The organism is Acetobacter fallax (assembly GCF_011516735.1).
In the GTDB taxonomy this organism is placed as follows: Bacteria; Pseudomonadota; Alphaproteobacteria; order Acetobacterales; family Acetobacteraceae; genus Acetobacter; species Acetobacter fallax.
The window spans coordinates 80,308-92,824 of the sequence record NZ_WOSX01000002.1; the positions used below are offsets into that span (position 1 = coordinate 80,308).

The 12,517-nt window shown below is 60.2% G+C and carries 10 protein-coding genes; 8 read left to right on the forward strand and 2 right to left on the reverse strand.

Annotated features, from left to right (window positions below; translation table 11 throughout):
• The first annotated feature begins 112 nt into the window (after positions 1-112).
• The 4 genes from GOB85_RS02420 to GOB85_RS02435 all read left to right on the forward strand — a co-directional run bounded on the left by GOB85_RS02420 (position 113) and on the right by GOB85_RS02435 (position 6,110).
• Positions 113-2,596: a TonB-dependent receptor gene (locus tag GOB85_RS02420; RefSeq protein WP_173576035.1), complete on the forward strand. Its 2,484-nt coding sequence runs from the start codon at positions 113-115 to the stop codon at positions 2,594-2,596.
• Positions 2,597-2,710: 114 nt separating this feature from the next.
• Positions 2,711-3,673 (forward strand): isopenicillin N synthase family dioxygenase, encoded by a 963-nt coding sequence (locus tag GOB85_RS02425; RefSeq protein WP_173576034.1) that lies wholly within the window; start codon positions 2,711-2,713, stop codon positions 3,671-3,673.
• Entirely contained in the window at positions 3,670-4,623 is a 954-nt protein-coding gene (locus GOB85_RS02430) for an isopenicillin N synthase family dioxygenase (RefSeq protein WP_173576033.1), read from the forward strand. Before GOB85_RS02425 ends, GOB85_RS02430 begins: the two co-directional genes overlap by 4 nt.
• Positions 4,623-6,110: an NCS1 family nucleobase:cation symporter-1 gene (locus GOB85_RS02435; protein ID WP_173576032.1), complete on the forward strand. Its 1,488-nt coding sequence runs from the start codon at positions 4,623-4,625 to the stop codon at positions 6,108-6,110. Before GOB85_RS02430 ends, GOB85_RS02435 begins: the two co-directional genes overlap by 1 nt.
• Before the next feature lie 811 nt (positions 6,111-6,921).
• On the opposite strand, the gene GOB85_RS02440 is transcribed toward GOB85_RS02435, so the two are convergent.
• The gene (locus GOB85_RS02440; protein ID WP_173578983.1) at positions 6,922-7,305 is read right to left on the reverse strand and encodes a DUF1488 family protein; all 384 of its coding nucleotides are present in this window, start codon (positions 7,303-7,305) and stop codon (positions 6,922-6,924) included.
• Between the two features lie 940 nt (positions 7,306-8,245).
• On the opposite strand from GOB85_RS02440, the gene GOB85_RS02445 reads away from it, so the two are divergent.
• The 4 genes from GOB85_RS02445 (at position 8,246) to GOB85_RS02460 (ending at position 11,293) form a co-directional block, all read left to right on the forward strand.
• A complete protein-coding gene (locus GOB85_RS02445; protein WP_173576030.1) occupies positions 8,246-8,716 on the forward strand; it encodes a YbaK/EbsC family protein in 471 nt (156 codons plus the stop codon).
• Between the two features lie 152 nt (positions 8,717-8,868).
• Entirely contained in the window at positions 8,869-9,987 is a 1,119-nt protein-coding gene (locus GOB85_RS02450; protein WP_173576029.1) for an acyl-CoA dehydrogenase family protein, read from the forward strand.
• Positions 9,984-10,712 (forward strand): PIG-L deacetylase family protein, encoded by a 729-nt coding sequence (locus GOB85_RS02455; protein WP_173576028.1) that lies wholly within the window; start codon positions 9,984-9,986, stop codon positions 10,710-10,712. The genes GOB85_RS02450 and GOB85_RS02455 overlap by 4 nt, the downstream gene beginning before the upstream one ends.
• The gene (locus GOB85_RS02460) at positions 10,709-11,293 is read left to right on the forward strand and encodes a class I SAM-dependent methyltransferase (RefSeq protein WP_173576027.1); all 585 of its coding nucleotides are present in this window, start codon (positions 10,709-10,711) and stop codon (positions 11,291-11,293) included. Before GOB85_RS02455 ends, GOB85_RS02460 begins: the two co-directional genes overlap by 4 nt.
• Here GOB85_RS02460 and GOB85_RS02465 read toward each other — a convergent pair.
• The gene (locus GOB85_RS02465; protein ID WP_173576026.1) at positions 11,286-12,413 is read right to left on the reverse strand and encodes a glycosyltransferase; all 1,128 of its coding nucleotides are present in this window, start codon (positions 12,411-12,413) and stop codon (positions 11,286-11,288) included. The two genes, GOB85_RS02460 and GOB85_RS02465, sit on opposite strands and share 8 nt — an antisense overlap.
• Between the last annotated feature and the right edge of the window lie 104 nt (positions 12,414-12,517).

Below are 12,517 nucleotides of genomic sequence, written 5' to 3' on the forward strand. Positions count from 1 at the left end.
CAATACGCCCATCGGTTTCATTCTTGTTTCGTAATATACGGACGTCGCAACAAAACCCGACGTCCCGTCCGCCCCACCCGCGCCACCCACCAGCGCCTTGAGGAACACCCGGATGCGTCGTCTCAGAACCCGAAACAGGACACTCCGCGCGACACTCCTGACCAGCGTCATGCTCACAGGCGCCGCAGAACACCTCCTCCTGCACACGGCTCCGGCCAGTGCCGCCACAGCCCGCACCGGCCACGCCGTCCGCCATCCCGGCACGGCAACAGCAGCAGCACCTGGCCGCACCACCCCCGCGCACACGGCAAAACCCCGCCGCGCCGTCAGCGCAACCCCGGAAGTCATCGAAGTCCGCGCGGAAACAACACCGGATGGCGTCACACGCCACGCCGCCGGCGGCGGCCTGATCCACCTCCAGGACGCCCCGAAAGCCCGAAGCACCGTCTCGCAGGATTACATCGCCAAACAGGCCCCGGCCCAGAACGCCTATAACTTCGCGAAAATGATGCCCGGCGTCGTCGTCGCCAACACCGATCCGGCAGGCCACGAAAAATCCGCCCTCTCCATGCGCGGCCTCACCCAGGACGAAATCGCCAATACCTACAACGCCATGCCGCTCTCCAGCGTCGGCGGTTACAACCTCGATCTCGCCTGGATCGTAGACAGCGAAAACATCGGCACCGTCTCCGCCCAGCCCGGCTCATCAAACCTGGATACAGCAGCCATCAACGGATCAGGCGGCAGCTTCACCCTCACCACACGGGATCCGTCAAAGAAGTTCGGAGGACTTGTCGATTTCGGCGCCGGCTCGCGTGACTACACCCGCCAGTTCGTTCGCATCGACACCGGAGAATGGGGACATTCGGGAATCCGCTCCTTCATCTCCGCCTCCAACCAGCATGATTCCTTCTATCGCGGCCCCGGCGAGGAAAGTTTCCAGCATCTCGACTTTCACGTTCTGAAAGAGTGGGACCCCGACAATCGCATCTCGCTCATCGGTGGCTTCATGCGCGGCCTCGCCGGCAACGAGCCCTACTGGAGCACAACCATGGCCAACTGGCACAAGCTGGGATGGTCCAATCAGCTCGCCCGTTATTACGACCCCAAAACACAAAACACTGATTACTGGAAACAGAACTGGCTCCACTCGCGCACCTATAACCTCCTCGCCCCGTCGAAATTCAGATTCGGAAAAGTCCGTCTCGAAATAACGCCTTACACTGCTTACAACAATAAAGTGTACGGAGCCGGAACCGACCTTGGGAATACCGTTTATTACGGAAACCAGCAGATCACCGCCATGGTCATTCCCGGCCAGCTTCCAGGGACCAGTTCCGGAAACGCGGAATCCTATTCCAGCCTCAACGAAATGCGCGGCGGCGTCGTCACCAAAGCCACCATCGATCTCGGCGCCAATCACCCCTATCTCGGCTACTGGTTCGATTACGACAATTCAACCGACCTCACCGGCTATACCGGCGTCAACAGCGACGGCTCCCCCACAACACCCTGGGGCTCGTCAGACAAAAGCCTGAAAATGCCCAACGGCCAGAACTACTACAGCGCCAATTACAGCGACATCACCACAACACACGCCCTGTTCGCCGGCGATACCCTCAAACTGTTCCACGACAAACTCGTGATCGATGGCGGCATGCGCGTCACCATGATCAACAGGAACGCCACCCAGCGCCTCCCCGGCCTGCCCTACAAAATCGGCCTCAACGAACTGCAACTTCTGCCCCAGCTCGGCGGCCACTACCAGATCAACAAAAACTGGCAGGTCTTCGCCGGTGTCGCCACCGGCGCCAAAGCCCCGCCCGACAGCTACCTGCTGACCACCCTCAACCCGAACACCGGCGCCTACGCTTCAAAAGGCAGCAATTCGGTCAAGGAAGAATACTCAATCTCCGAAGAAGCCGGCGTCCGCTACAACGACGACATCTTCGTCGGCTCCCTCACCTATTTCCACTACAACTTCACAAATCGCCAGATCTCCACATACGGTTATCTCGGCAACCAGCAGATCGCGGAAAACATCAACGGTGGCGGCCAGACCAGCAATGGCTTCGACGTTGAACTCGGCACCCGCCCCTTCTATCACTTCCGCCCTTACGTTTCGGCGCAGTATCTGCATTCCGTCATCGACAACAACATCCGTGTCGGCGACGATTACCTGCCGACCAAAGGCAAAATCTCGACCAACGCACCGAAATGGACAACCGCCCTCGGCATCGACTGGGATAACGGAACGTTCTTCTGGAATTTCGACATGACGTATTTCTCACGTCAGTATTCAACCTTCATGAACGATGAATCCCTGCCAAAACTCGTCACCGAAAACCTCACCATCGGCGCCCGTCTCAACCGCAACACCTGGCTCGGACGTCAGCTCTCCTTTATGAAATCCCCGGAAATCATGCTCTGGATCAACAACCTCGCCAACACCAAAGCCTATTCCGCCATCAACAGCGTAAAACTCAACGCCCACACCACAAAAGGCATCTACGGCACTGAAATTGCCGGCACGTCGCCCACCTACAACACACTGAGCGATTTCTACGCTATCGTAACATTCCGCACCGGATTCTGAGAACACATCACCACTTCCGACTCCTCCATGCCGGAGACCACACTCCCCGGCCAGAAGATCGCCCGACCAGACAGCGCCTGATCAGACAGTGCCCGATCAGCAAGGAACCCGTCCATGCCAGATGCCATTCCCGTCATCGATATCGGGCAATACGGCACCGACAGCGCCCGCTCCGCCGCCATCGCCACGGAGACAGACCGCGCCTGCCGCGAAACCGGCTTCTTCCTGATCACAGGCCACGATGTTCCCAAATCCGACACCGCCACACTCTTCAGCGAAGCGCGACAGTTCTTTCGCCTTCCCACCGAACAGAAACTGAAAAGCCGCGGCCCGGGCGGCCACATCGCGCGTGGCTACACGCCTTTCCGTGGTGAAACCCTCGCCGCAGGCACCAGCCCCGACACCACCCACACACCCGATCTCAAAGAGATGCTGGATTTCGGTCCCGAACCCGCCGACGGCATCACCCCCGATAACGGCTTCTTCGCCCCCGACATCTGGCCCGAACAGCCCGCCGGCCTGAAACCCGCCATCCAGGCTTATACGCGTCACATGAGCACCCTCGCCACCACCCTGCTCCGCATCTTCGCCGAGACCCTGAACGTCCCCGAACACATCTTCCTGAACGCCCACCGCCGCAACATCAGCGCCCTCCGCCTGATCTGCTACCCCGAAAGCGACAGTCCCTCCCCCGCACCGACACGCGGCGGCGCCCACACCGATTACGGCTCCCTCACCATTCTCACCGCCGATAACGCCACCGGCGGCCTCCAGGCAAAACTCCGTTCCGGCAACTGGGTCGATGTCATCCCGCAACCCGGTCAGTTCGCCATCAATATCGGTGACATCATGCCCGTCTGGACCAATGATCGCTGGGTCTCCACCCCCCATCGTGTCATCGCCGCGCCCGCCTCAGACCGCGCCCGCTCACGCCGCCACAGCATCGTGTTCTTCCACCAGCCCGACCCGGACGCCATCATCGCCCCCGGTGACACCCCCCATTATCCGCCCACCACCTACGGCGATCACTGGCGCCGGAAATGGCTCGCCACCAGACAACAGAGCGCTGCCCCATGAACCCGGATCCCGGCATCATTCCCGTCCTCGACGTCACCCGTGCGCTGGCCGGAGACCCGGCCGCAGCCGAAGATACCGCCAGCCTCCTTCGCGCAGCCTCCGAAGAGACCGGCTTCGTCTTCATCCGTGGCCATGGCATCCCGGCATCAAAAATCGCCGCAGGGTTCGCCGCCGCCGAAGCCTTCCACAGCCTCCCCGCCGCCATTAAAAACCACTGGCCGATCAACGATGCCATGGAAGGCTACCTCGCACAGGGCGGCGCCACCTTTACAACGTCCCCGGATCTCTCAGCAGAAAACCGTTCCGACCGAAACGCCGCCTTCTTCATCGGCGATATTCGCCCCGACGGCACCATCCCCTGTCCGGATATCGCCGAACTTCCCGATTTCCGCCCCGCCATATCCGCCCTTTATCAGGCATTCCTCACCCTCTCCCACGCCCTGCTCCCGCTCTATGCGCGCGCTCTCAGGCTCCCGTCCGATACATTCGAACCCGCGTTCAGACACCCCATGACCACCCTGCGCCTCACCCATTATCCGCCAGCACAGTACCAGCCCGACGAATACGGAATCGCGCCGCACGTGGATTCCAGCTTCATCACCCTGCTCGCGCAAAACCCCGTCCCCGGCCTGCAACTCCGGCTCCGCGACGGACGCTGGACCGATGCCCCCTCCCTCCCGGACACCCTGCTCATCAACACCGGCGACATGCTCCGCCGATGGAGCAATGACCGCTTCATCGCCACACCCCACCGCGCCAGCAATGCCAGCGAAAAAGACCGTCACGCCATCCCGTTTTTTTTCCACCCCGACAAAGAATATCGCATGACCTGCCTTCCGGGATGCGAAACACCGGAACGCCCCGAAGGCTATCCGCCCCTCACGGCCGCCGAATACATGACCTGGTTCAACCGCAACAATTACCGCCACATGGCAGGAAAGTCCGCGTGATGCCCGACGCCATCCCGTTCACCGAAGCCGATCCGCGCCTCGCCAACAGCGCCCTGCTGCCCACGCAGGATCGTAACTGGACGTGGTACGATTATCTCTCGTTCTGGATGTCAGACGTCCACAGCGTCGGAACCTACGTCACACTGGGCAACCTCTTCGCCGGCGATCTGCCCGGCATGGCCGTCGTCCTCGGCCTCTTCCTTGGCATCTTCCTTGTGCAGACACTCTGCAACCTCGTCGCCATCCCCAGCCAGCAAACCGGAACCCCGTTTCCCGTCGTCTGCCGCGCCTCCTTCGGCGTCAAAGGCGCCCTCATCCCCGCCTTCGTCAGAGGCGTCATCGCCATTGCGTGGTACGGCATCCAGACCTGGCTCGCCTCAAACGCCCTCGTCGTGCTCATCATCAAAACCACACCTGGCCTCGCACCATGGGCCGACGTCACGCAGCACGGCCTCGCCAGCCTCTCCACGCTCGGCTGGGGTGCCTTTCTCGCCCTCTGGCTCGTGCAGGCCGCCGTGTTCTGGCGCGGCATAGACGCCATCAAACATTTTACCGAATGGGCCGGCCCGGTCATCTACGTGGTCATGCTCGCTCTTGATCTCTATCTTCTCCAGCGCGTCGGCTTTCAGACCGGCCTTCATGCCATCACCAGCAGCATGATCTTCACCAGCACCACCCCCTCATCGCACGGCACCTTCACCGCCATCATCATGACCCTGATGCTGACCGTCTCCTATTTCTCCGCTCCCATGCTCAATTTCGGCGATTTCGCCCGCTACGCCAAAAGCACAAAAGCCATCAGACGGGGCAATCTCTGGGGCCTGCCCGTCAACTTTCTCGCCTTCACCGCTCTCACTTTCTCCACAATCGCACTGACCGTTCCCGCCTTCGGCATCCGCATCTCAGACCCCGTCGAGACAGCAGCCCGGACCGACAACACAACCGTCATCGTCATCGCCATCCTCGCCTTCATGATCGCCACGGCCGGCATCAACGTCGTCGTAAACTTCGTCTCCGCCTCTTTCGATTTCTCCAATCTGGCCCCTGAGAAAATCGGCTGGCGCACCGCCGGCATGGCCGCGGCAGTCCTCTCGGTCTTCATGACCCCATGGAACCTCTACAACAGTCCCGCCGCCATGCACCTCACACTGGACTTCCTCGCCAGCCTCATCGGCCCGTTCTACGGAATCATCATCGCCGATTATTTCCTCATCAGCGGCAAAGCCATTTCCGTACCAGACCTCTACACCCTCTCTCCCAAAGGCCGCTACTGGTACAAAAACGGCATTAACCGAGCCGCCGTCCTCACCCTTTTCCTCTCCACACTCTTCGCCAATATCGCGATCTTCCTGCCGGGACTCTCAGATTTGCCCGGCCTCTCCTGGTTCTTCGGCAGCCTCTGCGCCGCTCTCCTCTACCCACTCCTGAACCAGAAACGACCGTCTGCCACATCCACGAAATCCAGCCTCACAACGATGCACGGATAAGACCAGTCCACACAGAAACTGACACCATGACAAAAGCTTGGGCGGTGCCCGCACCCGAAAGGGAGCGCGGCTTCCCACATCCGGAGTTGCAGACTGACAAACCAGCTTTCAAAGGCTCTGTCAGCGTTACGTGCCAGCATCTTCTCAGGGCTTTGCCCTGAAACCCGCCAAACGTCGCAGACCTTTGGAAACCATTTTATTAACAGATCGGGGTGAAGGGGGCCGCGCTCCCTTCCGGGTCCGGGCAGAACCCGGACTTCCGCCTGCTCTTAAAAAACAAAAGATCAACACGTAACGCTCACAGAGTCATTTCAAAGGCCTGTGACCTTTTGGCAGGACACGGGGCAGAACCCCGGAACTCCGCCATGTGTGCCAGCATCAACGCAGGCTAGTCATTAAAGCAGGTTATACCAGAGGTTGTGAAGACTGACCTGTCTATGAGAGTATCCGGGCTCTGCCCGGACCCGGCAGGGACCGCAGGCCCCTGCACCCCGATTTGCTGATCATAAATGGTTTCAAAAGATCTGCGATCTTTGGCGGGTTCCAGCGTCAAAGGCCAGACCCTCTGGTATTAATATACCGCAGGCAGAAACGCAGGTACCCACAGTGCATTATACAGATTTATCTATTTCTTATCTGCATTTTATACCAGAGACTATGACAATGACCTGCCGATGAAAGTATTCGGACCAGTCTGCATCACAGCCCCCCGTACCCCGGTCTGTTTATAATAAGGCTATCCGTGACCTTTGATGGTCATCACGGAAAAAAACAGCACACCACCAGCAGACTTCCCTGCACCACAACAAAATTACAGGACTGGCAACACCGAAAGAGGAACAGCCTGCGCAGAAGGAGGAACAGGAAGCACCGCAGCATGCCGGGGAACACGACCGAAAACCGGGATGCCTTTTTCGAGCGGAACAAGGCGCAGATCATCACTCCCGAGCAGAAGCAATCCTTCAGCCTTTTTTCCGGATCGCGTCAGCTTCAGAACCGCAGCGGCATGGATCAACGTCCGAAAACGATGAAAAGACTGATGCCGCGCCACTGAACCCGAAAGCGCGCCAAGTCCGGCCGCTGCCTCCAGAGCTTCATTCGAAACCCCGCAACTGACGCGACGCGTACCAACGAGAATTTCAAACGGAATATACCCGGTATCAGACTGACCCGACATCAACATCCCTGATTTCATATATGAAAATCCTTATCAGGCAGAAGCCCTGTGCACAGAAAACCACCCCAGTCCTGACGCCGCATCACAATCAGCGAGTCAGGATATCGCCGCAACGATCCAGGTGATTACGATAAAAGCCGCAGACCGATGAAAACAGACTAGCTAAAGCAGCCTTATTTTCGAACAGCTTTCGGTTGCGATGCTTTCCCCTGCAATTGCAACAGAGCATTCTGTGCCTCAATGCCAGGCTTTTTTGCCGCTTTAGGTTTCTTGATTTCGCGATTTCCGCGTTTTTGACCTTTAGGCATATTGAACTCCCCTCCGCGCCAGGGCGCAGTATAATACAGAGACTCATGGCTAAAACCAGGATGTCCGGAGTCATAAAGCAGAAACAAATATTTTTATAAAAACTCTGACATGTTGTCTGCCGAACCGGCTTATATCACCCGACGCACGCTACGTCTATTTTTATATCGTTGCAAAATATAATCTCTTAAAGCCTGCACTCCGACTTTACAGCACCATGATTCGCAGAAAAATAGTCCGGCCCGCTCCCAACCAGCACGACATAATAACGCCCGACAAAAGACATACCGCCTTTCCAGCGGCATCAGGCAGGCTTCTCATGACGTGACACACCCCCGGAACAGCCAGCCCTCGTACAAAAATCACCGCACCAGTCCTGTCAGAGGCTATTTCAAAAGCTCTCCTGCCGGCGATCCGCCGCGCGTTTTCTGCGCTCCGATGCTCATGGCGCACAAGGACGCTCCCGCTCAGCAGAGAAGCTTTTGAAACAGCCTCTTATAGAGCCGTCATCACTGAACTCTGCGCATGAAACGACCCATCCCACATTGACACAATGCTCCGCCTGCGCCCCCATACGTCAAAATCTCAGCCACTCCGGGCACTCATTCCCCCTCTCCCGGCACCCTGAAACCCTCCCCCGCAGGAGAACTCTATGTCCCTCGACTCCGTCACCGAATTCTTCAAAATTCACGCCCCCGACATCACTCCCGTCATCCGTGACGACAGCACCGCCACCGTCGCCGAGGCCGCACAGATCCTCGGCGTTACAGAAGGCCAGATCGCCAAAACTCTCGCCCTGAAAGTCGGTGAAGACCGCGTCCTCGTCGTCATGGCCGGCACCGCCCGCCTTGATAACCGCAAAACCAGAGACACCTTCGGCGCCCGACCCCGCATGCTGCCGCCCGAAGAAGTCCTCGAACTCACCAGCCACCCCGTCGGCGGCGTCTGTCCCTTCGGCCTGCCCGGTCCGATCCGCATCTGCTGCGACACCTCCCTGAAGGCTTACGACGAAGTCTATCCCGCCGCCGGCTCCGTCAACAGCGCCGTAAAACTCTCACCCGCCCGCCTCGCCGAACTCACCCGGGCCGAATGGATCGACATCGCCAGAACAGACACAGAATAAACCAGCCCCGGTCAGATCAGGCCGGAACACAACCCCATTTTTTTCATCCCCCACGAAACCCTCTTGCCTTTTCCGGCTTTTCATCAGCAGGAGACAGCCCGTCCCGCATCACACCCCAGCGCCGCTTCAAACCCGAAAGGCCCGGCAGGAAGATGACTTTCCCCTTCGAGAGCCTGAAAAACAGCCTGCCGGACCTGGAGGCCGAAGCCGCAGAAAACGACCGTGACAGCAGCTTCCCCACCGCCGGCCTCGCCTGCCTGCGCGATCTCGGCGCCCTCTGCGCCCCTCTCCCAAAAACCCTCGGCGGATGCGGCTTCGGCACCGATCCCGGCGGTGGCCCCGGTCTTCTCCACCTCCTGAGACTCACAGGCGAAGGCAATCTCTCACTCGGCCGGCTTCTCGAAGGCCACATCAACGCCGTTCGCCTCATCGCCCGTTACGGAACCTCCGCCCAGCTACAAAAAGCCTCCACAGACATCCTCGGCGGCGCCCTGTTCGGCATCTGGGTCACCGAAACCACAAACCCCGTCCACATCACGCCAGACGGAGCAACATTTCTGCTCCACGGCGAAAAAATGTTCGCCTCCGGTGCGCTACACGTCACCCGTGCCCTCATCACAGCCGAAACGCCAGACGGCGAAACCCGTATGCTCCTCGTCCCGCTCGACGCAAATCGCAAAGCCAGCCCTGCCGTCGGCGGTCTCTGCGGCATGCGCGGCGCCGGCACCGGAAGCTGCGATTTCACCGGCATCCGGGTGGCCTCCGATGCCCTGACCGGACATCCCGGCGACTATCTCCGCCAGCCGGAATTCTCTGCCGGCGCCTGGCGCGGCATGGCCGTGGCCCTCGGCGGCATCGACCGCCTCGTCACCCTGCTGCGTGACCAGCTCGTCAGCCGCGCCCGCGACGCAAATCCGTACCAGAGAACCCGCATCGGCGAAGCGCTGATCGCACAGGAAACCGCAGCACTCTGGACCCGAAAAGCCGCCCTCGTCGCCGACGACAAAACCCTGCCACCAGGCGACGTCGCCGCCACAATCAACCTCGCCCGCATTGCCGTCGAACGCGCCGGTCTGGATGTCATCGAACGCGTCCAGCGCAGCCTCGGCCTCTCCGCTTTCGTCAAAACCAATGTCGTGGAGCGGATCATGCGTGATCTCAGCACCTATCTTCGTCAACCCGCTCCGGACGAAACCCTTGCTGAAGCCGCAGGCTGGTTCACACAGCGCGACCTCCCCCAGCCAGATCTCCATGTGACCCCGAAACCATGAAAGCCGGCGATATCCAGGCCGCCTTCCGCACACTGCCCTTCGCCCCGCTCTCTGATCTCTCCCCCGGCGCCGCCCTGATCCTCGCCCCGCACGCCGACGACGAAAGCCTCGGCTGCGGCGGCCTCATCGCCGCAAGCTGCGCCGCCGGACAGCCCCCCGTAGTCGTGATCATGACTGACGGAACCGGCTCACATCCAAATTCGCAGAGCTACCCTCCCCATCGCCTGCGCATTCAGCGCGAACAGGAATCCCGCAACGCCACGGCCAGCCTCGGCCTCCCCGACGATCATCTCATCTTCCTCCGCCTCCCCGACACCACCGCCCCGCATGACGGACCGGATTTCGATCACGCCGTCCACCACCTCGCAAAACTCGCCCGTGCAACAAACTGCCGCACCCTCTTCGCCCCCTGGCGCCACGATCCGCATTGCGATCATGAAGCCACCTGGAAGATGGCGTCCTCAATCAGCAACAGGATGAACATCCCGCTCCTCGCCTACCCGGTCTGGGGCTGGCTCATCCCCCCTGACCAGGATCTCGGCTGCGATGCACCCGACGGCTTCCGTCTCGACATCACGCCCCGGCAGACAGCCAAAGCCAACGCCATCCGCCTGTATGAAAGCCAGTACGGAAACCTGATCACCGACGACCCGTCCGGGTTTCACCTCCCCGATACTCTCCTTTCGGTCTTCGATGCCCCCTTCGAAGTGTTTCTGCACCCATGACCGACGGCAGCTGGTCCCGCTCCGTCTTCGAGCAGCTTTACAAACAGAATCCCGATCCCTGGAGTTTTGAAACCAGCCCTTATGAAAACAGCAAATATATCGCTACCCTCGCCCATGCCGGCCCCGGCCCGTTCGATTTCGCCCTTGAACTCGGCTGCTCCATCGGCGTCCTGACAGCCTCCCTCGCCCCGCGCTGCCATCACCTGCTCGCCGTCGATATCGCCGAAACCGCCCTCGCAAATGCCCGACTTCGCTGCGCCTCCCTCCCAAACGTCATATTCCATCGTGGCCAGCTCCCCGAAGAATTTCCACTTCTCGCGGAAAACTCCTGTGATCTGATCCTGATTTCAGAACTACTTTATTTTCTTTCCCCCACCGACATCGCCCGCCTCGCGCGGCAATGCCTCGCCGTCAGAAGAACCGATGCCCCGCTCATCCTGGTCAACTGGACCGGCAAAACCGATACCCCCTGCACCGGAAACCAGGCAGCGGAGCTGTTCATCGAAACCTGCCTGAAAAACACTACGATTTCATATTTCACAGACCGGGCCGACAGCTACCGCATCGACCGTCTCACCTGACCGAAACATCGTCAGCCACACACAGCGTATCAACCGGCATCATATCCCGCCTGAGCAGGTCACGCACAATCAAATCGGCCGCCGCATGATGCCAGTCCAGATCACACCGCTTCACCGCTTCCCGCCGCAACGCAGGACTCGCTGCCTCCAGAACCTCCCAGGCCCGACCAGAATATTCCGCTTCCATCTGCGCTTTCACCATGGCGACCGGCAACTCCAGTAATGCTGCCAGCCCGCGCACATCGCCCACCTCCGGCGCCGGCATTCCCCAAAGCGACCTCAGCCAGGCCCGGCCCCTGGCGCGGCGCAGACACAGCATCGCCGGCTCCAGCGCCTCATCCAGCATCTCGTCCTGACGCAGCATCCGGCGCGCCATTGTGTCCGCCATGCCGCCCCGCGCCCTCCCCTCCGTACGCCCTGACACCGTCACAACCACACCCGGCGCATGACGCACCGCCACATCCACCCTCCGTAACGCCGCGATAAATCCACGATCCTCACCCAGCGGCACCCCCGGAATCCCCCCGGCCCGCGACCACGCCTCAACCGTCACGGCAATACTGGCCCCGGAATGTTCCGTATGCCTCGGCCAGGGATCGACCGGATCAGGATCAGCCAGATCATGAATCCGATCCAGAATCGTCCCGTAAGCAACCTCCGCAACATCATCCTCATGAAGACAGGCCGGTATCGCCAGCCCCTCAACCGGATCAATCACAGCCCGGCCACAAACAGCCTCAGCCCCGCCCGCAAACGCATCAAGCGTGCGCGCCAGCCAGTCCGGCGCCACCACACCATCCGCATCAGTCGTGAAAAGAACCCCGTCCGGCCCGACAATCTCCGCCGCAATCGCCATCGCCTCCCGACGCGCCGTCCCCGCATGCGCAAGCGCCGCCGGATACTCCCGCTCCACAATCGTCAGCCCGAACGGCAACCCCGATGCCAGCCCTGCAGCCCGCTCCCGCGTTCCATCCGTGCAGTTGTTCAGCAGCAGAACCACATGATCGAAACCCGGTCCCACCTGCCCCGCAAGCCCCTGCAAACAGAGACCAATCCGGTCTTCCTCATCACGAACAGGAATGGCAACAACACGTAACGGGCGATAAAACCGGCTGGACATGAAATGAAACACCCACGGCGAGGAATGTCTTCAACACGCCAGCCCTCCGCAAGTTGCGTAAGCCTTAACGCGCCTCCGCCAGCTTCGGTCAGACCCCGAACTTC

Bases quoted from the DNA above. Each gene is read 5' to 3' on its own strand.
- GOB85_RS02445 (WP_173576030.1), top strand. From the start codon at position 8,246: ATGTCCCTCGACTCCGTCACCGAATTCTTCAAAATTCACGCCCCCGAC.
- GOB85_RS02460 (WP_173576027.1), top strand. From the start codon at position 10,709: ATGACCGACGGCAGCTGGTCCCGCTCCGTCTTCGAGCAGCTTTACAAA.
- GOB85_RS02425 (WP_173576034.1), top strand. From the start codon at position 2,711: ATGCCAGATGCCATTCCCGTCATCGATATCGGGCAATACGGCACCGAC.
- GOB85_RS02430 (WP_173576033.1), top strand. From the start codon at position 3,670: ATGAACCCGGATCCCGGCATCATTCCCGTCCTCGACGTCACCCGTGCG.
- GOB85_RS02440 (WP_173578983.1), bottom strand. From the start codon at position 7,305: ATGAAATCAGGGATGTTGATGTCGGGTCAGTCTGATACCGGGTATATT.
- GOB85_RS02465 (WP_173576026.1), bottom strand. From the start codon at position 12,413: ATGTCCAGCCGGTTTTATCGCCCGTTACGTGTTGTTGCCATTCCTGTT.
- GOB85_RS02455 (WP_173576028.1), top strand. From the start codon at position 9,984: ATGAAAGCCGGCGATATCCAGGCCGCCTTCCGCACACTGCCCTTCGCC.
- GOB85_RS02420 (WP_173576035.1), top strand. From the start codon at position 113: ATGCGTCGTCTCAGAACCCGAAACAGGACACTCCGCGCGACACTCCTG.
- GOB85_RS02450 (WP_173576029.1), top strand. From the start codon at position 8,869: ATGACTTTCCCCTTCGAGAGCCTGAAAAACAGCCTGCCGGACCTGGAG.
- GOB85_RS02435 (WP_173576032.1), top strand. From the start codon at position 4,623: ATGCCCGACGCCATCCCGTTCACCGAAGCCGATCCGCGCCTCGCCAAC.